Origin of the sequence: Nonomuraea sp. NPDC059007, assembly GCF_042740555.1 — a bacterium.
Classification (GTDB): Bacteria; Actinomycetota; Actinomycetes; order Streptosporangiales; family Streptosporangiaceae; genus Nonomuraea.
Window position 1 is genome coordinate 20,254 of sequence record NZ_JBHYJD010000027.1, and the last position, 19,722, is coordinate 39,975.

The window sequence follows — 19,722 nt, forward strand, 5'->3', positions numbered from 1 at the left end:
GCCCGGCCGGAGAAGGGCTGCACGTCACGGCTCCCTTCTCGAGCTTCTCGGCGGCCGCCCACCGGGCCGGGGCGCGATCCGTCCCGGCGGGCGACGACAGTCGTCACGCTAGCCGGGCGCCCGTTGTTAGGCAAGCGCTTGCTCGGTTACCGGACGCTCGCGAAAAGTCACCGACACGAAACCGGGACTCGATCCGATGAAAGGCCGATGATGAAAGCCGATAAACGAGGTGATGGATGGATCTGCGCCAGGTGCGTTACGCCATTGCGATCGCGCGGGCTGGCAGCCTGCGCCGCGCGGCCGGCGTGCTGCACATCGCCCAGCCCACCCTCTCCGAGCAGCTCAAGGCGCTGGAGAGAGAGATCGGCGCGGAGTTGTTCACCCGCTCGTCCAGCGGCGTGCGGCTCACCGAGGCGGGCGAGGTGTTCCTCGCCCAAGCCACCGTCGCCGTCGACGCCTTCGAACGCGCCGTGGCCGCTGCCCGCGGCAAGGGGCAGGCGCTGCGCATCGGCGTGGCGGACGGGCTCGGCGACGTGCAGGCGCGGCTGCTGTCCCACCTGCCCGGCGGGCCCCGGCTGCGCGTGGCGCCCATGAGCACAGCGGAGCAGATCGTCTCGATCACCGACGGCAGCCTGCAGGCGGGGCTCGGCTACGCCCCCGGCACGCTGCCGCGCGGCGTGGCGCGCACGCTCATCCAGCGCGCCGCCGTCCACGCCCTGCTCCCCCGCGAGCACCCGCTGGCCACCCAGGACGCGCTGCCGCTGGCCGCCCTGGCCGCCGAGCCGCTGGTCATGCCCGAGTCGGACGGCGGCCGGTTCCTGTCCGGCTTCGTCCGCCACCGCCTGCACCCCCGCCTCGGCCCGGCCGCCGCCACCCACGACCTGGCGGTGAACCTGGTCGAATCCGGCGCGGGCTACACCCTGTGCGTACGCAAGGGGACTCCCGTGCCGGAGGCGCTGGCGTTCGTGCCGATCGCGGAGGCGGTGCCGCCCATCGAGGTCGTCTTCCTGTGGAACCGCCAGGCGGAGGTGCACGACCTCGTCACCGCGGCCCGCCAGCTCGCACGCTCCGGCTAGACGTTATGGTCTACCGATGCGCATCTCAGAGCTGAGCGCCGAGTCCGGTGTCGCCCTGCCGACGATCAAGTACTACCTGCGTGAGGGCCTGCTCCACCCGGGTGAACAGCGCTCCGCCACGCGCGCCGACTACGACGACACGCACCTGCGCCGGCTCCGCCTGATCCGCGCCCTGCTGGAGGTGGGCAAGCTCCCCGTCGCCTCGATCAAGAAGATCATCGAGGCGGTGGACGACGAGAGCCTGCCCGTCCACACCATGCTCGGCACCGCCCACTACGCCCTCGCGCCCGAGGTCTCCCCCGCCGAGCCCGGCGACGAGCTGGAGGTCGCCCGCGCCGAGGTGGACCGGGTGGTCGCCGAGCACGGCTGGCGGGTGCTCCCCGACGCGCCGCCCAGGGCGGAACTGGCCGAGATCCTCCTCAGGATGCGCAGCCTGGGCATGACACCGGACCTCGCCCCCTACGCCGAGGCGGCCGACCGGATCGTGCGCGAGTTCGAGATGGCGACCATCCCGTTCGACGGGCCGCGCGACGCCGCCGTGGAGGCGCTGGTGCTCGGCACCGTCCTGTACGGCAAGGCCTTCGACGCCCTGAGGCGCCTGGCCCAGGAGTCGGAGTCGGCCCGCCGCCTCAACCGCTGACTCAGGCGATCACGTGGGTCTCGCCGCCGTCCACCAGGAGCGAGGCGCCGGTGACGAAGGAGGCCGGTTCGCCGGCCAGGAACGCCACCACGTCGCCGATCTCCTGCGGACGGCCGATGCGGCCCATCGGCGTGGCGGCGGCACGGGCGGCGAGGTTCTCGGCACTGCCGGACAGCTCGCGCAGGCGGTCGGTGTCGACCGAGCCCGGCAGGACGTTGTTGATCAGGACGCCTTCCGCGGCCACCTCCCTGGCCAGGGTGCGTACGACGCCCGCGACGGCCGACCGGGTGGCGTTCGACAGGGCCAGGCCGTCGAGGGCCTCGCGGACCGAGCGGCTGGTGATCGTGACGATGCGGCCCCAGCGGCGCGCGCGCATCTCGGGCAGCACGGCGTGGATCAGGCGGACGGTGCCGAGAAGGTTGCGCTGGACGGCCACGTCCCACTCGGCCAGGCCCATGTCCACGAAGCGCCCGGCGGGCGGGCCGCCGGCGTTGGCCACCAGGATGTCCACGGGCCCGAGGACGTCGCGGGTCTCGGCCACCACCCGCGCCGCCGCCGCGGGGTCCTCCACGTCGGCGAGGACGGCGTGCACGACGCCGCCGAACTCCTGAAGCTCGACCACCGCGTCCGCGAGGCGTTCGGGGTTGCGCGCGCTCACGCAGACGTTGGCGCCCTCCCTGGCCAGAGACTTGGCCGAGGCCAGGCCGATGCCCGCGCTGCCGCCGGTGACCAGTGCTACCTTGCCCGCGATGCCGAGATCCATACGGGCGACTATAAGCCGATCATGGGCGGATCCGCGTGAGCTTGTCGGGGTTGAGGACGCCGAGCATGGTGACGATCTTGCCGTCGCGGATCTCCAGGCTGACGAGCTGGTCGGCGCCGCCCACCTTGGTGATCAGCGCCGGATGGCCGTTGGTCTCGCCGAGCCGCATGTCGCTGAACAGGTAGCGCGACATGAGGCCGTTCAGGAAGGCGATGACCTTGTCCCGGCCGTGGATCGGCTTGAGCGCCGCGCGCACCTTGCCGCCGCCGTCGTTCCAGATGACCACGTCGTCGTGCAGGAGCGAGGTGAGCGCGGCCAGGTCGCCGCCGGCCGCGGCCTCCATGAAGCGCGTCAGGAGCTCGGTGTGCTGCTGGGCCGTGGGGGTGAAGCGGTCGCGGCCCTCGGCCAGCCGTACGGAGGCCCGGTGGTGCATCTGCCTGGCGTTGGCCTGCGTCACGCCGACGATCTCGGCGATCTCCGGGTACGGAAGCTCGAAGGCCTCCCGGAGCACGAACACCGCCCGCTCCGGCGGCGACAGCCGTTCCATGAGATGGAGGGTCGCGAAGGCCACGGTGTCGCGCAGTTCGACGGTGTCGAGCGGGCCCACCTGCGCGGCGGGCACCGGCTCCGGCAGCCACGGCCCGGTGTACGCCTCCCGCTTGACCCGCGCCGAACGCAGCTGGTCCAGCGCCAGGCGCGAGACCACGGTCACCAGGAACGCCCGCGGCTCCCTGACCTCCGCCCGGTCGGTGGCCTGCCAGCGGATCCAGGCTTCCTGGACGACGTCCTCCGCGTCCCACATGCTGCCGAGCAGGCGGTACGCCAGCCCGAGCAGCATGGGGCGGTGTTCCTCGAATGCGTCCACGCCCAGCATCATGCCTTCTCGGGGAGGAAGGCCGAGTGGCGGGGCCGCCAGTTGAGCTGGAGCCGGGCGCGGGTGTTGTCGGCGCCGCGCAGGCCGGTCATGAACGCCACGCCCCAGCCGCCCACGGCCGGCCTCGCCATCTCGACGGGCACGCGCATCGGCTCCGGCGCGCCGAGCCGGGCGGCCAGCGCGGGCAGCCACTCGGCCATGGTGACCGGGGTGTCGTCGACCACGTTGAGCGCGCCGGTGAGATCGCGGTCGAGTGCGGCGACGACCGAGGTGGCCGCGTCGTGGGCGCTGGTGAAGGAGAACACCGAGCCGCCCTCCCCGACGACGGGCAGCTGACCGGCCAGGATCGCCTGAGTGGTGGAGCCGCCGGCGTCGTAGGCGGTGCCGGGGCCGGTCAGGTGGCCGAAGCGCAGCACCAGGCCGCCCGCCCGCGCGGTGCGCGACTCCAGTTCGAGCAGCGCGTCGCGGACCGCCGTGAACTCCGCGGGCGGTTCCCGCCAGAGCGGGGTCTCCTCGTCGGCGGGGCCGTCGCCGGGCTCGTAGGCGTAGGCGAGACTCTGGCTGATGATCCGCGCGTCCGGCGCGGCCTCGATGAGCGTGCGGGTGCCCTCGGTGCGCAGGCGGTTGGTCGGTTCCATGTCCCGCGCGAAGGTGAGCGGGTTGATCGCGTGCGGAATCGCGGTCAGCAGGTTGACGATGACATCGGGCGCGGCCGCGCGGACGTAACGCACCGCCGCGTCGTGGTCGAGCGCGTCAAGACCGGTGGACCGCGCCCCCGCGATCACCTCATGGCCGACCGCGTCCAGCAGCGGGACCAACTGGCGGCCGATCGCTCCGGTGGCTCCGGCGACGAGAACTCTCATGATCACTCCAAGGCTTATGGCAGGCGGTGTCGCCTACTGGACGGAACACCCCCTTGGGTTGTGACAACTTCCGTGATGAGGTTTGTGGGTGGCGAGAAATCTGATCCTTTCCGGAGGCCTCTTCCACGACTTCGAGGCCACGTCGGCGGCGTTGGCCGAGGTGCTGGCCGAGGTGGGCGTCGAGTCCGAGATCACCGAGGACATCGCCGGCGCGCTGAGCGAGCCGACGGAGGTGCCGCTCATCACCGTCAACGCGCTGCGCTGGCGGATGGACCTCGACCGCTTCGCCGACCAGCGCGAGCGATGGCGCTTCGAGCTGCCCGCGCAGGCGCGCACGACGCTGCTCGACCACCTCGACCGCGGCGGCGGGCTGCTGTGCATGCACACGGCCGCGATCTGCTTCGACGACTGGCAGGGCTGGCCGAGGGTGCTCGGCGGCTGCTGGACCTGGCCCAAGTCCCATCACCCGCCGCTGGGCTGGACGGGCGTGCGGGTGCACGGCGGCCACCCGATCGTGGCCGGGCTGCGCGACTTCGACCTCGTGGACGAGGTCTACAGCGACCTCGACGTGCTGCCCGACGTTCGGCCGCTGGCCTCGGCGAACGGCCAGCCCCTCGTCTGGGCCCGTCCGGTACGGCGCGGCCGCGTCGTCTACGACGCCCTGGGCCACGACACCCGCTCCTACGACAACGAGGTCCACCGCACCCTGCTGCGCCGGGCGGCGCTGTGGCTGCTGAAGCGGCCGGTGGAGTTCAGCGAGTAGAGAGTCCAGCGAGTAGAGGGTTCAGCGAGTAGAGCTGAGCAGGGTGGCGACGACGGCGCGCGCGTAGTCCTCGTCGCTCACCGCCTGGTCCACGAAGTACGACAGGTGGGCCCGGTGGTAGCAGGCGCCCATCAGCAGGGAGGCGAGGGCGTCGCAGTCGGCGCCGGCGGCGATCCGCCCGCTTTCCTGCTCGGAGCGCAGGATCGTGGCCAGGATCCGGATCGGCAGGTGCGGTCCGGCGTCCAGGTTCGCCAGCATCCCGCGGAACGTCCCGAGCAGCGGCGGGTCGCCGATCATGCCGGAGGCGATGGGCGCGGTGCTGGTGTAGAAGGTGATGGCGGCGAGCGCGAACTCCGTCAGGTGGGCGTGCAGGTCGCCCTCCCCCGCCGCGGCGTGCAGCCGTCTCAGCGGCGGGGCGAGCGCGGGCATGCGCTCCAGGATCACCGCCAGGAACAGCTCCTCCTTGGCGTCGAAGTGCTTGTAGAGCAGCGCCTCCGAGCATCCGGCCAGCCGGGCGATGCGCTTGGTGGTGGCACCGGCGATGCCGTGCTCAAGAATGGCCTGGTAGGCGGCCTCGATGATGCGCTCGCGAGTCTGCTCGGCTTGACGGTGAGTAGGCACTCACCCATCATAGAGGTGAGTGAGCATTTACTCACCAGAAGGGACCGTACAGATGAAACTCACCGTCTACGGCGCCACCGGCGGCACCGGTCGCCTCTTCGTCGACCAGGCGCTGCGCGAGGGCCACGTGGTCACCGCGGTCGCCCGCCGCCCGGAGGCGGTCACGGCGGAACATCCGGGGCTCACCGTGGTGGCCGGCGATGTCATGGAGGCCGGGACGCTGACGATCGAGCCCGACTGCGACTCCGTCGTCTTCCTCGCCGGCCCGGCCAGGAGCGGCCCGCCCACGGTCTACTCCGAGGGCGTGCCCAACGTGGTCGGCGCCATGGACGCCGCCGGGGTCAAGCGCCTCGTGCTGGTCACCAACGGCATGATGAACGGCCCGTCCGACACGGCGGCGCAGCGGCTGACCAAGATCGTCATCCGCTCGCTCTTCCTGAGGACGCCCTACCAGGACAACGTCCGCGTGGACCGGTGGATCCGCGACAGCCCGCTCGACTGGACCGTCGTCCGCCCGCCCCGCCTGCTCGACTCCCCCGCCCGCGGCGCCTACCGCACCGCCGTCGACGACTGCGTGCGCGGCGGGATGTCCATCGGCCGCGCCGACCTGGCCGACGCCGTGCTCCGCGTGCTGCCCGACCCGGACACCCACCGGCACACCGTCGACGTCGCGTACTGAGGCGGCGGCTTACCTCTTCATTGGAAAAGCCATGACATCCTTCCCTTAGGAACCTTGGGAAGGGACGGGCATGGACAAGCCGGTCATCGTGACAGTTGACGACGACCCTGGCGTGTCGCGGGCAGTCGCCCGCGACCTCAGACGCCGGTACGGCCAGCAGTACAGAATCGTCCGCGCGGAGGCGGCGCAGCAGGGCATGGACGCCGTCAAGGAGATGCGGCTGCGCGGCGACGACGTGGCGGCCATCCTCGCCGACTACCGGATGCCGCAGATGAACGGCGTGCAGTTCCTTGAGGCCGCGATGGACATGTACCCCTTCGCCCGCCGCGTCCTGCTCACCGCCTACGCCGACACCGACGCCGCGATCCAGGCGATCAACGTGGTCGACCTCGACCACTACCTGCTCAAGCCCTGGGACCCGCCGGAGGAGAAGTTCTACCCGGTCATCGACGACCAGCTCGACGCCTGGCAGCGCACCGACCGCAAGGAGCGGGCCGAGCTGCGGGTGATCGGCGACCGGTGGTCGTCGGGGTCGTACAAGGTGCGTGACTTCCTGTCCCGCAACCAGGTGCCCTACCAGTGGATGCTGGCCGACGACCCGGAGGCGACCCAGCTCATCGCCGCCGCCGGCGAGGACTGCCGGCTGCCGCTGGTGGTCACCGCCGGGGGCGACACGCTGGAGGCGCCCGACCAGGCCACGCTCGCCATGTCCGTGGGCCTGTCCACCACGCCGGCCACCGACTTCTACGACCTGATCGTCATCGGCGGCGGCCCCGCCGGGCTGGGCGCGGCCGTGTACGGAGCCTCGGAGGGCCTCAACACCGTCCTGGTCGAGTCGCTGGCCACCGGCGGCCAGGCCGGGCAGAGCTCCAGGATCGAGAACTACCTGGGCTTCCCCGACGGCGTCTCCGGCGCCCAGCTCGCCGACCGGGCCCGCCGCCAGGCGCTGAAGTTCGGGGCCGAGATCCTCACCGCCCGCAAGGTCGCCAGCCTGGAGCCGCGCGGCCAGGCCCGGGTGATCGGCTTCCACGACGGCGGCGAGATCGCCGCGCACGCCGTCATCCTGGCGACCGGCGTCAGCTACCGCAGGCTGACCGCCCCCGGCCTGGACGACTTCGTCGGCCAGGGCGTCTACTACGGCGCCGCCCTCACCGAGGCCCCCTCGTGCAGGGACAGCGAGGTCTGCATCGTGGGCGCGGCCAACTCGGCCGGGCAGGCCGCCGTCTACCTGTCGGGATTCGCGAGCAAGGTCAATTTGTTGGTGAGAGGTGACGGACTGGAGGCCTCCATGTCGCACTACCTCATCGAGCAGATCGCGGCGATCCCGAACATCGAGGTCCACGTGCAGACGCACGTGACGGCCGGGCACGGTGACGGGCATCTGGAGCGGGTGACCGTCTCCACCAAGGGCGAGGAACGCGACATCGACACCCAGTGGATGTTCGTGTTCATCGGGGCCGAGCCGTACACCGACTGGATGGGCGAGGCCGTGGAGCGTGACACGCGCGGATTCGTGCTGACCGGGCCCGACCTGGTGCAGGGCGGCAAGCGGCCGCGTAACTGGTCGGCGCGGCGGGAGCCGTACTTCCTGGAGACCAATGTGCCCGGGGTGTTCGCGGCCGGCGACGTGCGGGCCGATTCGATCAAGCGGGTGGCCTCGGCCGTCGGCGAGGGGGCGATGGCCGTCTCGCTCGTGCACCGTTACCTGGAGAAGCAATGACCGATCTACACGGTGAACACCTGGACGCGGCGTGCGCGGTCGTCGACAGCGGCCACGGGCCCATCGACATAGACGAACTGCGCAAGCTCTTCCTGTTCGAGAAGCTCACCGACGGGCAGCTCACCAAGCTGGCGATGAGCGGCAAGGTGGTGGAGTTCGCCGCCGAGGAGAACATCGTCACGCAGGGCGAGCCGGCCGAGTGCTTCGCGGTGCTGATCTCCGGTGAGATCCAGATGATCCAGGAGACCCTCAGCGCGGGCACGGTCGCCATGCCCCGCACCTCCCAGCCCGGCGTGTACGGCGGAGCCACCTCCGCGTACCTGGCCGACCGGGCGCCGGACACCTACCAGCACACGCTGCGCGCGACGGCGCCGACGCGGATGTTCATCCTGCCGGGCAAGAAGTTCGCGCACATCGTGACCGAGTGGTTCCCGATGGCGATGCATCTGCTCGACGGCGTGCTGTCCGGCGGCAGGATGCAGCGGGAGATCATCGACCGGCGCCAGCGGCTGACCGCCCTGGGCACGATCACCGCGGGCCTGACCCACGAGCTGAACAACCCCTCCGCCGCGGCGGTGCGGGCGGTGGGCGAGCTGCGCCAGCTGATCAAGGACTCCCGCATACAGCTCGCGCAGCTGGCCGAGGACGGGATACCGCCGAGCAAGCTCCGGCACATGATCGAGATGCAGGACGAGTGCGCGAGCGCCGTCGGGCAGCTTCCGCCCCGCAGCCCGCTGGAGATCTCCGACGCCGAGGACGAGCTGGGCGAGGCGCTGGAGGCCATCGGCGTCAGCGACGCGTGGGACCTGGCGCCCGCGCTGGTCAACGCGGGCTTCGACCAGATGAACCTCGACAAGATCACCCAGAAGGTGGGCCGCGAGCACGTGCCCGGCGCGCTGCGCTGGCTGGCCGAGGCGGTCGAGATCTCGCAGATGCTCAACGAGGTGACCGAGGCCACCGAGCGCATCACCAAGCTGCTGGCCTCGGCCAAGCAGTACTCGCAGATGGACCGCGCGCCGTTCCAGATGGTCGACGTGCACGACCTGCTGGACAGCACGGTCACGATCTTCCGCGGCAAGATCGGCCCGGGGATCACCGTGGTCACCGACTACGACCGCACGCTGCCGACGATCCCCGCCTACGCCGGCGAGCTCAACCAGGTGTGGACCAACCTGATCCACAACGCCCTGGACTCCATGGGCGAGGAGGGCACGCTCACGATAAGGACGGCGCACGACGAGGACGAGGCGATCATCGAGATCGGCGACACCGGTCCCGGCGTGGCCGAGGCCATAAAGGATCGTATCTTCGAGCCGTTCTTCACCACGAAGACCGTCGGGCAGGGCACCGGCCTCGGGCTGGACATCTCCTACCGGATCGTGGCGGGGCGGCACGGGGGCGAGCTCAAGTGCCGGTCGGTGCCGGGTGACACCTGGTTCGAGGTACGGCTACCGCTCAAGGAGACCGTCCAGACCCAGGCTTAACAGGCGGTCCAGGTCACCCAGCCCTGGCCGCGTCCGCTGACCTTCCAGCCCGCCGGGGGCGCGCCCGCCTCCGGCGCGGCCACGACCGTGCACAGGCCCTCTGGCAGGGGGCCGTCGGCCGGTCTCACGCGCTCGACCGCGGTCCAGTGCACCCGGTGGATCAGATGCACCCAGATGTTCCACTTCACCCGGGTGTCCAGGCCGATACGGCCGTGCGTGAGCCTGGGCAGGCCGTCGTTCCCCGTCGCCGGGGCCGACCTGGGCGCGAGGTCCGCCGCGAACGCCACGTTGGGCACGGCCAGCGCGAAGGCCAGCACCAGCGCGCCGCCCGCCGCCCTCGTGCGCATCGGCCCCCTTGTACGGACCAGCGCCGCGGCGGTGATCGCGGCCAGCAGGATGAGCGCCGCGACCGAGGCGCCCACCGGGTCGAACCGGTCGCGTACACCGCTGAGGAAGGCGGTCTCCGGGAAGTCGAAGGCGATGTAGTGGTAGCGGGTCAGCCGGTCGCCCGCGTACCAGGCGGCCAGCCCGCCGGACAGCGCCAGCAGCCCCGCCGCCGACGACGCGCCTGCCAGGGCCGCCCGCCGCCGCGAGCGCAGCAGCGTCGCCAGCCCCACGAGTGTCCACGCCACCGCCACGCAGGCCAGGTAGCGCCCGTAGGCGTAGTTGCCGACCCGGTGCTCGTCGGGCAGGGCCGCCGACGACGCGTACGCGATGCCCAGGGTGAGCGCGAGCGCCGCCCCCGCCGTCACCCGGTACGGCGAGCCCCCGCGCACCAGCACCACCAGGGCCGCCACGATGCCGACCCCGGCCATGCCCCAGGTGGCCGTGACCAGGTACCAGAGCTGCCCGGCGGCCCCGGCCAGCGACCGCGCCTGCCCCTCCAGGCTGGTCATCCGCTCCAGCGCCAGCCCGGACAGGTCCTTGATCCCGCTGGGGTACAGGGCGGCCTTGAGCCGGGCGTTGACCAGCATCCCCGCGCCCCCGGCGACCGCGGCGGCTCCCAGCGCCCAGAGCCCGGCCCGCAGAGACACCCGCCGCGCGACCAGCACGCTCAGCACGCCCACCACGAAGACCCCGAACAGGATGGCCCCGCGCATGTGCATGGCCATGGCAAGCCCGGACAGCGACCCGGCGACCACCCCGGGCACCACGACCCGCCCCGCCCCGGCCCCGCGCGTCACGGTCTGGCCGGTCACGGCTCCGCGCGTCACGGTCTGGCCGGTCACGGCCCCGCGCGTGACCAGGTCGTGGAGGGCGACCAGCCAGCCCAGCACCAGCGTCGGCAGCACCGCGTCCACCAGCGCCAGCCCGGCGAACACCAGCAGCGACGGTGCCAGCCCTGCCACGAACGCCAGCGCGAGCGCCGCCCGCCGCCCGAGCGCCAGCCGCCGCAGCACCAGGTACGCCAGCGGAAAGGCCGAGGCGGAGGCCACCGCCCCGAGCCCCGCCACCAGCCGGTAGACGGTGGCCGGGTCGGTGCTCAGCCAGTAGAGGGGCGCCAGCAGCAGTGGGTAGCCGCCCTGGTAGAAGGTGCTGCCGGAGTAGTCGCCGCCGGGCCCGCCGGCCAGCCAGCGGGCGGCCAGCAGGTAGCCGACCTCGTCGGGGTTGGCCACGGGCCCCGTGTGGTAGCGGAACAACCACAGCCGCAACACCAGGTGCGCGAGCCAGCCGCCGGCCAGCAACCACGGCAGGCGCGCGGGACGAGAACGGGATACGGGCGCCGGTCCGGCGACCGGGCGATCGATGACTGACGTCTGCATAGTGCGGCGATTCCATCGATCACCGCCTAACCCGCCCGTTACCCGATCCGGTTATGCGGGCGTTATGCCTGTCCCGCGATCATGTCCATGAGCCGGGCGGAGATCTTCTCGCCGTCGGCGCGGAAGCCGTTGTGCTCGTACTCGTTGGTCACCCAGGTACGGACGTTGCCCACGCGGGCCGCGGTCTCCAGCGACAACCCCGCGTCCACGTACATGTCGTCGTGGTAGACCACCGCGGCCACGGGCACCTGGTTGCCGGCCAGGCGGTCCGGGTCGTAGAGCGGGCCCAGGGTGGCGTCGGCGGCGAGCGCGTGCGCGGCCTCCCGGTAAGGGCGCAGGGCGCGGATCTCGTCGAACATCCACGGGTAGGTCATCTCGCCGGTGAACGTGCCGGGCTCGTCGAGCTCCTTGGGGCGCAGCCGTTCCGCCGACCAGTCGGTGGCGGCGCCCTGGGCGTAGCAGGGCTCGTGCATGAGGGCGTACAGGGGGGCGCCGATGAAGCCGGTCGCGGCCATGACGCCGTAGAGGAAGGTGTCGGACAGGCGATCGCCCGCCCACGCCTCGTCCAGCAGCCAGTGCACGCTCTCGAAGCCGTCGCTCATGCCGAACTGCATGCCGAGCATCTGGAAGCGGCGGTGGGTGAGCACGTCGCCGTCGGGCAGCACGACCTCGTTGGCCAGCAGGTGGTCCGCGACGCGCTCGACCACGGCGGCGTCCCCGGGGTAGCGCCGGTAGTACGCCGCGGTCTTCTCCGCGACCCTCGGGTAGGTGCGGGCGTAGACGTCGTCGGCGGTGGCGGTGAGGCCGGGCAGGCCGCCGGTGATGTGGCAGGCCTTGAGGCCCTCGGGGGCCAGCGACAGGTAGGTCATGGTGAGGAAGCCGCCGTAGCTCTGGCCCCAGGTCTCCCACCGCTCGACGCCGAGCGCCTTCCTGATGTGCTCGCAGTCGCGCACGATCGAGTCGGCGCGGAAGTGGCGGTAGTAGCCGGCGCCGGCGGGCTGGGCGGGGGTGCTCCTGCCGGTTCCGCGCTGGTCGAGCAGGAGTACGCGGTGGGTCTTCAGGATGTGGCGGAAGTGGGCCTTGCCGAACAGGCGGGGGGACTTTCCGCCGGGGCCGCCCTGCAGGAACACCGCCCACGGCAGGTCGTCGCCGGCCTTGGGCGGGTCGACGATCTCGCGGGCGAAGACCTGGATGGCGGGGCCGCCCGGGTCGTCGTGGTCGAGCGGAACGGTGAACTCATGGTCGACGGCGGTCAGGCCGGGCATCGTCACTCTCACCCCGCAACCCTAGCCAGCCCACGTATCTCGGCCGTTCCCGGGCATGTGCCGCGAAGATCTCCGCGGCCAGCCGCCGTACCTCGCCGGACCGCTCGGCCACGGCGCCGTCCGGATGCCACACGAGCAGGTGGCGCATCGTCAGCGGCGTCCCGGCCAGCGGCCTGATCACCAGCCCCGGGCTTTCGGCGAACGTGGCCCGGCAGGGCGCGACCGCGCCGCCCGCGGTGACCATCTCCCTGATCACCCAGCCGTCCGAGGCCTTGTGCGGGGTACGCGGCGCGAACCCGGCGCGTACGCAGGCCAGCAGGAAGCACTCGGGCCAGCCGCCGCCGTCCGGCGGCGCCAGCACGAACGACTCCCCCGCCAGCTCTGCGAGGTCGATCTCCGCCCGTACGGCCAGCCGGTGCCGCTCCGGCAGCGCGATGAAGACCGGCTCCTCGGCGATGACCTCGCAGCGCAGGGGCGTCGGCGGGCGCAGTTCGTGCTCGCGGTAGTCGGCCACGACCGCGGCGTCCAGGCGTCCGGCGGCGACCAGGTCGCACAGCAGCCGGGGCGAGTCGTCGGTGAAGGAGCTGACCTGGTCGCCCAGCCGTTCGATGAGGCCGGGCAGGATCGGGCCGGCGACGCCGCCGAGCCGTACCCCTCCTTGGGGGTGTGCGGCGGCGCCGCGGATGAGCTCGTCCATGCCCATGAGCAGCAGCCGCGAGCGCTCCAGCACGTACTCGCCGAGCGCGGTGGGCTCCACGCCCTGCCTGCCGCGCGCGAACAGTTTGCCGCCGAGCGCCCGCTCGATGCGCTGGAGCTGCGCGGTGAGCGCGGGCTGCGAGGTGCCCAGCGCGGCGGCGGCCTTGGTCAGGCTGCCCGCGTCGGCGATGGCGCAGACGGTGCGCAGGTGGCGTAGTTCCAGGCTCATGGCGTCACTCGGTGAAGTCGGCGGCGCCGAGGCGGCGGCGGTTCACCTCCAGGCGCAGGACGTCCGGCCGGTTGTAGTGGCCGGCCGGGTCGAAGGCCTGGCGTTCGCCGCGCACGACCGCGGGGTCGATGTCGGCGACGACCAGGCGTTCCTCGCCGGAGACCGGCTCGACGATCCACTCGCCGTCGGGTCCGGCGATGGCCGAGCCGCCGTCGGCGCGCGAGCCGAGGTCCTTCAGCGCCTCGTAGAACGGGAAATCGGCGGGCACGTCGGCATAGGAGAACAGGGCGCCGGCGGCCAGCGAGTAGACGCGGCCCTCGCGGGCGACGAAGCGGGTGATGTCCTTGGTCAGGCTCGTGGATCCGGGCCAGACGGAGACGTGCAGGTCGATGCCCTGGGCGTAGAGGGCCTGCCGGGCGGTGGGCATCCAGTTCTCCCAGCAGTTGAGCCCGCTGACCCTGATGTCCTTGTACGCGTGGGCGCGCAGGCCGTGCCCGTCGCCGATGCCCCACACGAGGCGTTCCTCGAAGGTGGGCATGAGCTTGCGATGGGCGGAGACGACGCCGTGGTCGGGCGAGATGGCGACCAGCGTGCAGTAGACGGTGCCGACGGAGCGCTCGGTGATGCCGAGGTAGGTGAAGACGCCGAGGTCGCGCACGGCCTCGGTGATCGTGGCCAGCTCGGGGCCGTTCAGCTCGACGGCGGCGTCCAGGTAGTAGGCGTAGGCCCGCTTCTGGTCGGCGTTGCCGAACTGCGCGCCGTTGGTCTTGTCCACCCAGAACGGATAGCCGGACAGGAACGTCTCGGGGAAGGCGACCAGGTCGATCTCACCGGCGCGGGCCTGCTTGAGAACGTCGAGGACCTTGGCCGTGCCGGCCTGGGGATCGAGCCAGGGGCAGCGGGCCTGGGCGGCGGCGATTCGCATGGCGTGATCCTATAGCTCCTGATACGCTACCCAAGCGAGCGCTTGGTTCACCGTGAGGGGCTGACGCATGAAGTTCTCGACCTTCCACCTTTTCCACCGGTTCGACGGCCAGAGCTTCAAGGACGTCTACGACTACCACCTGGAGCTCATCGAACTGGCCGAAGAACTGGGCTTCGACGGGGTACGGCTGGCCGAGCACCACTTCCGCGACTACGGCGTCGTGCCGAACCTGTTCACGCTGCTGGCCCACGCCGCCGCCCGTACCACGCGGATCAGGCTCGGCACCGGCATCGTCGTGCTGCCCCTGCACAACCCGATCCACGTGGCCGAGGAGGCCGCGCTCGTGGACGTCCTCTCCGGCGGCCGGCTCGACCTGGGCATCGGCCGCGGCTACCAGAGCTTCGAGTTCGAGGGCTTCGGCATCGACCTGGCCGAGGCGCGCGACCGCTTCAACGAGGCGCTGGAGGTCGTGCTCGGCCTCTGGACCTCCTCCGAGTTCCGGCACGAGGGCAAGTTCTACAAGACCGGGGCCGAGGTCACGCTGACCCCGCGGCCGCTGCAGAGCCCGCACCCGCCCATCCACGTGGCCGCCGTCTCCCCCGAGACCGTCACCATGTACGCCGAGCGCGGGCTGCCCATCCTGGCCGACCCGGCGGCGACGTTCAGGAAGGTCGCGAACGCGGCCGAGCGCTGGCGCGAGACCGCCCGCCAGGCGGGCCACGCCGGGGACGCCGACCTGGTGGTGGCGCGCAGCGTCTACGTCGCGCCGACGGTCGAGCGGGCCCGCGCGGACCAGGCCCGCTTCGAGGCCGCCTTCGACCGCTCGCGCATCTTCAACGAGAAGAGCGCGCCGATCGACCCCAAGACCGGCAAGGCCGCCCAGGGCTTCGAGTACTACCAGGACCGCTACCTCAAGGGCGGCGAGGTCTCCAACGACTTCCGCTGGGAGCAACTGGAGGTGATCGGCGACCCGGCCCGGGTGATCGAGCAGATCACGCTGCTGCGCGACGCCGGCTTCTCGAACCTGCTGTGCGACTTCGGCAGCACCCGGCCGCTGCCGCTGGAGGAGATGAAGCAGGTGATGCGGTTCTTCGCCGCCGAGGTCATGCCCGCCTTCCGCTGATATTTCATGAAGCCTCACCCCCCACCAGGAGGCGCGATGATCCACAACCTGACCCTCTCCGACGTCCTGTCCGAGCACGCGCGCAGCCGCCCCGGGACCACCGCGGTGGTCGACGGCGAGGTACGCCTGACCTACCCCCACCTGGACGCCCGGGTGTCCAGGCTGGCCAGCGCCCTGGCCGGGCGCGGGGTGGCGGCGGGAGACCGGGTGCTGTGGCTGGGACAGAACGCGCACGCCATCCTGGAACTGCTGCTGGCCTGCTCCCGCCTGGGCGCCGTCTTCTGCCCGGCCAACTGGCGGCAGTCGGCCGGCGAACTGGGCTTCGTCCTGTCCGACCTCTCGCCGAAGGTCGTGGTGTGGGAGCACTCCGACACCACCGCCGCACTGGTGCCCGGCTCCGGCCTGGCCGAGGTCGACACGCCCGCGTCGTGGGTGCGGGCGGGCGAGGAGTACGAGGAGTTCCTGGCCTCGGGGGAACCGCATGACTTCCCGCCGGTCGAGGACACGGCGCCGGTGCTGGCCCTGTACACGGCCGCGTTCGACGGACGGCCGAACGCCGCGTTGCTGAGCAGCGCCGCGCTGGTGGCCCACAGCGCCTCCCTGCTCGTGGTCCGCCAGATGGAGCCCGGCTTCACCTTCCTGGGAAACGGGCCGCTGTTCCACGTGGGCACGATGATGTTCTGCCTGGCCACGTTGCAGATCGGGGGGACGAACGTGCTCATGCCCGCCTTCGACGCCGAGGAGCTGTGCCGGCTGGTCGACGCGGAGAAGGTCACGCAGGCGTTCCTGTTCGGGCAGATGATCGACGCCGTGGTGGCGGCCAACGCGGGCGGCAAGTACGACCTGTCCTCGCTGCGCTTCGTCTCCCACTCGGCCGAGTGGGACGAGATGACCACCGTGGACGACTCGCCGTGGTGCCGCTCCAAGATGGGCGGCTACGGGCAGACGGAGGTGGGCGGCATGCTGACCTTCCTGGGCCTGGCGCCGGGCGCGGCGGGTTTCGCCGGCCGTCCCTCGCCGCTGGTCCAGGTCCGCATTCTGGCTCCCGACGGTACGGAGCTGCCGCCGGGCGAGGTGGGCGAGATCTGCGCTCGCGGCAAGAGCCTCTTTTCCGGATATTTCGCCCGTCCGGAGCTGAATGCCGCTAAGTCGGCGTACGGCTGGCACCACACCGGCGACCTCGGCCGCCGCGAACCCGACGGCACCATCACCTTCGTCGGCCCCAAACTCCGGATGATCAAGTCGGGCGCCGAGAACGTCTACCCCGCCGAGGTCGAGCGGGCGCTCAAGGCGCACCCCGCCGTGGCCGACGCCGCCGTCATCGGGGTGCCCGACGAGCGCTGGCACCAGGCCGTCAAGGCGGTCGTGGTGACCAGGTCCGGGCACACGGCCACAGCGGAGGAGTTGATCGAGCACGTCAGGGCCACGCTGGCGAGCTACAAGAAGCCGCGCGAGGTGGTCTTCGCCGAGGAGATCCCGAAGAAGGGGTTCACCCCCGACTACGACGCCCTCGACGAGAGCTACGGCGGCGGCAACTACCCCGGCGTGTAGTCCAGCGGGAGCCCGGCGGCGAGGTGGGCCAGCGCCCGGTCGATCTCGGCCGGGCCGTCCATGTCCGGGTCCTTGGCCCAGTCGAACCAGACGCTGACGACGACGCCGACGATCGCGCCGGTGATGTTGCGCATCTCCGGGTCGCCGGCCGGACGGCCGGACCGCTCCGCCAGCATCTCCTGGATCGTCCTGATCGCCCCGCTGACGTTCTCCAGGCTCGCCGTCCACAGCTCGGGCACGGTCAGCATGAGCTTCTCGCGTTCGAGCCCTTCGGCGACCTCCTCCTCGCTCTGCGCGGCGAAGATGGCCCGCATGGCCTGGCGCATGGCCTCGACCGGGTGCAGGTCGCCGGGCAGCGCGTCCAGCGCCTGCACGAACGGAGGGAACTGGTCGAGCAGCACCAGGTCTTCCTTGGTGGCGAAGTAGCGGAAGACCGTGCTGGGCGCGACTTCAGCGGCCTCGGCGACCTGCTCGATCGTGGTGGCCGCGTACCCCTGCTCGCGGAACAGGCGTAGGGCCTCCTTCTGGATCAAGGCCTTCGTCCTGGCTTTCTTGCGCTCGCGCAGCCCGCTCATGATCCCCATTCTGCCGCTCCGCGACGTCTGCCACAAAATGGTGGTCAACTTTGAAACAGGAGTCTACTCTCAAAATTATGGAATTCCCGAAGACGTTCAGCAACCGCCCCGAGCTGCCCATCACCCGCGTGGCGTCCTACGACGGCCACCCCGGCTGGCTGGTCACCCGGCACGCCACGGTCAGGCAGGTGCTGGCCGATCCGCGCTTCAGCGCCCGGCAGGACCTGCGGCGCCCGATGTTCCGGCCCGTCCGGGTCAACGGGCCCCGCGAGCCGGCCGCGCCCGGCTGGTTCTCCGCCATGGACGCGCCCGAGCACACCCGCTACCGGCGCCACCTGCACACCTGGTTCACCGCCCGCAACCTCAGGAAGCTCGAACCCCGGGTCACCGAGATCGCCCGTGAGCTCCTGGACGCCATGGACGACCCGGCCGACCTGGTCCGCGACTACGCGCTGCCGCTGCCGTCCCGGGTCATCTGCGAGATCCTCGGCGTGCCGTACACCGACCACGAGTTCTTCGAGGCCGAGACCGCGATCGTCGCCGCCTACGAGCCGGAGTCCGCCAGGGCCGCCATGATCCGGCTGACCGGCTACATCCGCGAACTGGTCGAGCGCGGGCCGGAGGAGGGCGTGCTGGCCGAGCTGATCGAGAACGGCAGCGGCCTCACCCACGAGGAACTCGCCAACATCGGCCTCGGCCTGCTGAGCGCCGGGCACGAGACGACCGCGCACATGATCTCGCTCGGCGTGCTCGCGCTGCTGGAGCATCCCGGCCAGCTCGCCGCGCTGGCCGCCGATCCGGAGCTCATGGACTCGGCCGTCGAGGAGCTGCTGCGCTACCTGTCGATCCTGCACCTGGGCGCGCCCAACCGGGTCGCGCTGGAGGACGTCGAGCTGGACGGCGTCCTGGTCCGGGCGGGCGAGACGGTGACCGTCAGCCTGCCCGCCGCCAACCGCGACCCCGAGGTGTTCACCGCCCCGGAGCGCCTCGACCTCGCCCGCCCCGAGGCGCGCGAGAACGTCGGCTTCGGCCACGGCGCCCACCTGTGCCTCGGCCACAACCTCGCCCGGATGGAGATGGCCGTCGCCTATCGGGAGCTGTTCGCGCGCCGTCCGGCGCTGCGGCTGGCCGTACCCTCGGAGCAGGTCGTGCTGCGGCCGGACGCGGTGGTGTTCGGCGCGGTCAGCGTCCCCGTGACCTGGACCTAGAGGATCGCGAGCGGGTTGAGCGGGCTCGCGGTGCCGCCCACCAGCCGCAGCGGCGCCGCCACGAAGACGAAGTCGGTACGGCCGGCCGCCGCGAGCCCCTCCAGCCACAACATCTCGACAAGATGGATGCCGTGGCGGTGCAGCAGGATCAGGTGGAGATCGTCCTCCAGTTCCTCGTCGGCGAGCTGGCGTTCGTTCAGCCCGCCGATCGCCGCGTTGTCGCAGGCCACGACGGCCACGTCGCGCGCGGCCAGCCACCGTCCCGCGTCGGCGGACAGGCCGGGCTGCCCCGACCAGTACTCCTCGGGCGAGCGCCCCCACACCAACGGCCACCCGGTACGGATCACCGCCACGTCACCGGGCGAGACGTCGGCGACGGCGGCCAGTTCCCCGGGCGTGATCCGGTGGCCGGCCGGAAGGTGCTCCACCCCCAGATGGCGCGGCACGTCGAACAGCACGCCCTTCGCCACCACCCCGCCCACCTGGTCGATCCCGCACTTCTTGGCCCCGTAGGAGCGGACCTCGGCGGCCGGGTGCCCGTTGTACAGTTCCTCGCCCGACCACATGTGGCACAGCGCGTCCATGTGGGTGGTGGTGCCGTGCGCGGAGACGATCAGCGCGTCGTCGGCCATGCGCAGGCCCGCGCCGACCGGCCGGGCGCCCGCGGCGAAGTCGGCGCCGTCGATGGACATGTAGTGCTGCGGCAGCGGCCTGCCGCGCAGGTGGGGGCCGCGGCGTCCGATCGGGCCGGCCAGGCTGACCACCTGGCCGGTGACGGCGGCGCGCAGCGCGCTCAGGACGGCGGGGCCGTTCAGGAGGTTGAGAGTGCCGCGCTGATCGTCTGGGCCGAAGCGGCCCCAGTTGTTAGGCTCGGAAACCAAGTAAGCGCTTCCTTTCATGCGGA

Annotated in this window: 19 protein-coding genes; 9 read left to right on the forward strand and 10 right to left on the reverse strand. The window is 71.7% G+C overall.

Features of this window, described 5'->3' with window-relative positions:
• The first annotated feature begins 236 nt into the window (after window positions 1–236).
• Both ACFWY5_RS35560 and ACFWY5_RS35565 read left to right on the forward strand, forming a co-directional pair.
• On the forward strand, window positions 237–1,076 hold the full coding sequence (locus ACFWY5_RS35560; protein ID WP_379637191.1) for a LysR family transcriptional regulator: 840 nt from the start codon (window positions 237–239) through the stop codon (window positions 1,074–1,076).
• A 16-nt stretch (window positions 1,077–1,092) separates the two neighbouring features.
• Complete coding sequence (locus ACFWY5_RS35565; protein WP_379637193.1) at window positions 1,093–1,716, forward strand: MerR family transcriptional regulator; 624 nt, start codon at window positions 1,093–1,095, stop codon at window positions 1,714–1,716.
• Between the two features lies 1 nt (window position 1,717).
• Here the strand turns inward: ACFWY5_RS35565 and ACFWY5_RS35570 are convergent, their stop codons facing one another.
• From ACFWY5_RS35570 to ACFWY5_RS35580, 3 genes are read right to left on the reverse strand one after another with little or no spacing between them, the layout of a single operon-like run.
• Window positions 1,718–2,479, reverse strand: coding sequence for an SDR family NAD(P)-dependent oxidoreductase (locus ACFWY5_RS35570; protein ID WP_379625040.1), 762 nt, complete (start codon window positions 2,477–2,479; stop codon window positions 1,718–1,720).
• Between the two features lie 19 nt (window positions 2,480–2,498).
• The gene (locus ACFWY5_RS35575; protein ID WP_379637341.1) at window positions 2,499–3,353 is read right to left on the reverse strand and encodes an RNA polymerase sigma-70 factor; all 855 of its coding nucleotides are present in this window, start codon (window positions 3,351–3,353) and stop codon (window positions 2,499–2,501) included.
• Entirely contained in the window at window positions 3,353–4,216 is an 864-nt protein-coding gene (locus ACFWY5_RS35580; RefSeq protein WP_379637195.1) for an NAD-dependent epimerase/dehydratase family protein, read from the reverse strand. Before ACFWY5_RS35580 ends, ACFWY5_RS35575 begins: the two co-directional genes overlap by 1 nt.
• Window positions 4,217–4,304: 88 nt before the next feature.
• Here ACFWY5_RS35580 and ACFWY5_RS35585 point away from each other — a divergent pair, with 88 nt between their 5' ends.
• Window positions 4,305–4,979, forward strand: coding sequence for a ThuA domain-containing protein (locus ACFWY5_RS35585; protein ID WP_184967134.1), 675 nt, complete (start codon window positions 4,305–4,307; stop codon window positions 4,977–4,979).
• Window positions 4,980–5,000: 21 nt separating this feature from the next.
• Here the strand turns inward: ACFWY5_RS35585 and ACFWY5_RS35590 are convergent, their stop codons facing one another.
• Window positions 5,001–5,600 (reverse strand): TetR/AcrR family transcriptional regulator, encoded by a 600-nt coding sequence (locus ACFWY5_RS35590; protein WP_379637196.1) that lies wholly within the window; start codon window positions 5,598–5,600, stop codon window positions 5,001–5,003.
• Between the two features lie 52 nt (window positions 5,601–5,652).
• Here ACFWY5_RS35590 and ACFWY5_RS35595 point away from each other — a divergent pair, with 52 nt between their 5' ends.
• The 3 genes from ACFWY5_RS35595 to ACFWY5_RS35605 all read left to right on the forward strand — a co-directional run bounded on the left by ACFWY5_RS35595 (window position 5,653) and on the right by ACFWY5_RS35605 (window position 9,483).
• Window positions 5,653–6,279 carry an NAD(P)-dependent oxidoreductase gene (locus tag ACFWY5_RS35595; protein ID WP_379625034.1) on the forward strand — a complete coding sequence of 209 codons (627 nt, stop codon included), beginning with the start codon at window positions 5,653–5,655 and terminating at the stop codon, window positions 6,277–6,279.
• Between the two features lie 70 nt (window positions 6,280–6,349).
• The gene (locus ACFWY5_RS35600) at window positions 6,350–7,999 is read left to right on the forward strand and encodes an FAD-dependent oxidoreductase (protein WP_379625032.1); all 1,650 of its coding nucleotides are present in this window, start codon (window positions 6,350–6,352) and stop codon (window positions 7,997–7,999) included.
• Window positions 7,996–9,483 carry an ATP-binding protein gene (locus ACFWY5_RS35605; protein WP_379637198.1) on the forward strand — a complete coding sequence of 496 codons (1,488 nt, stop codon included), beginning with the start codon at window positions 7,996–7,998 and terminating at the stop codon, window positions 9,481–9,483. The genes ACFWY5_RS35600 and ACFWY5_RS35605 overlap by 4 nt, the downstream gene beginning before the upstream one ends.
• Here the strand turns inward: ACFWY5_RS35605 and ACFWY5_RS35610 are convergent.
• The 4 genes from ACFWY5_RS35610 to ACFWY5_RS35625 form a co-directional block, all read right to left on the reverse strand.
• Window positions 9,480–11,246: a hypothetical protein gene (locus ACFWY5_RS35610; protein WP_379637199.1), complete on the reverse strand. Its 1,767-nt coding sequence runs from the start codon at window positions 11,244–11,246 to the stop codon at window positions 9,480–9,482. The genes ACFWY5_RS35605 and ACFWY5_RS35610 overlap by 4 nt on opposite strands.
• A gap of 62 nt (window positions 11,247–11,308) precedes the next feature.
• Window positions 11,309–12,523, reverse strand: a complete 1,215-nt coding sequence (locus tag ACFWY5_RS35615) for an alpha/beta fold hydrolase (protein ID WP_379637201.1) — start codon at window positions 12,521–12,523, stop codon at window positions 11,309–11,311.
• Window positions 12,483–13,436 (reverse strand): LysR family transcriptional regulator, encoded by a 954-nt coding sequence (locus ACFWY5_RS35620; RefSeq protein WP_379637203.1) that lies wholly within the window; start codon window positions 13,434–13,436, stop codon window positions 12,483–12,485. Before ACFWY5_RS35620 ends, ACFWY5_RS35615 begins: the two co-directional genes overlap by 41 nt.
• A gap of 4 nt (window positions 13,437–13,440) precedes the next feature.
• Entirely contained in the window at window positions 13,441–14,361 is a 921-nt protein-coding gene (locus ACFWY5_RS35625) for a carbon-nitrogen hydrolase family protein (protein WP_379625021.1), read from the reverse strand.
• 67 nt (window positions 14,362–14,428) lie between these two features.
• Here ACFWY5_RS35625 and ACFWY5_RS35630 point away from each other — a divergent pair, with 67 nt between their 5' ends.
• Window positions 14,429–15,484, forward strand: coding sequence for an LLM class flavin-dependent oxidoreductase (locus ACFWY5_RS35630; RefSeq protein ID WP_379637206.1), 1,056 nt, complete (start codon window positions 14,429–14,431; stop codon window positions 15,482–15,484).
• A gap of 36 nt (window positions 15,485–15,520) precedes the next feature.
• Window positions 15,521–17,035 (forward strand): AMP-binding protein, encoded by a 1,515-nt coding sequence (locus tag ACFWY5_RS35635; protein WP_379637208.1) that lies wholly within the window; start codon window positions 15,521–15,523, stop codon window positions 17,033–17,035.
• Here ACFWY5_RS35635 and ACFWY5_RS35640 read toward each other — a convergent pair.
• The gene (locus ACFWY5_RS35640; RefSeq protein WP_379637210.1) at window positions 17,020–17,610 is read right to left on the reverse strand and encodes a TetR/AcrR family transcriptional regulator; all 591 of its coding nucleotides are present in this window, start codon (window positions 17,608–17,610) and stop codon (window positions 17,020–17,022) included. The two genes, ACFWY5_RS35635 and ACFWY5_RS35640, sit on opposite strands and share 16 nt — an antisense overlap.
• A 77-nt stretch (window positions 17,611–17,687) precedes the next feature.
• Between ACFWY5_RS35640 and ACFWY5_RS35645 the strand changes: the two genes are divergently transcribed.
• Window positions 17,688–18,818 carry a cytochrome P450 gene (locus ACFWY5_RS35645; RefSeq protein WP_379620643.1) on the forward strand — a complete coding sequence of 377 codons (1,131 nt, stop codon included), beginning with the start codon at window positions 17,688–17,690 and terminating at the stop codon, window positions 18,816–18,818.
• Here the strand turns inward: ACFWY5_RS35645 and ACFWY5_RS35650 are convergent.
• Complete coding sequence (locus ACFWY5_RS35650) at window positions 18,815–19,699, reverse strand: cyclase family protein (RefSeq protein WP_379637212.1); 885 nt, start codon at window positions 19,697–19,699, stop codon at window positions 18,815–18,817. The genes ACFWY5_RS35645 and ACFWY5_RS35650 overlap by 4 nt on opposite strands.
• Window positions 19,700–19,722: the final 23 nt, after the last annotated feature.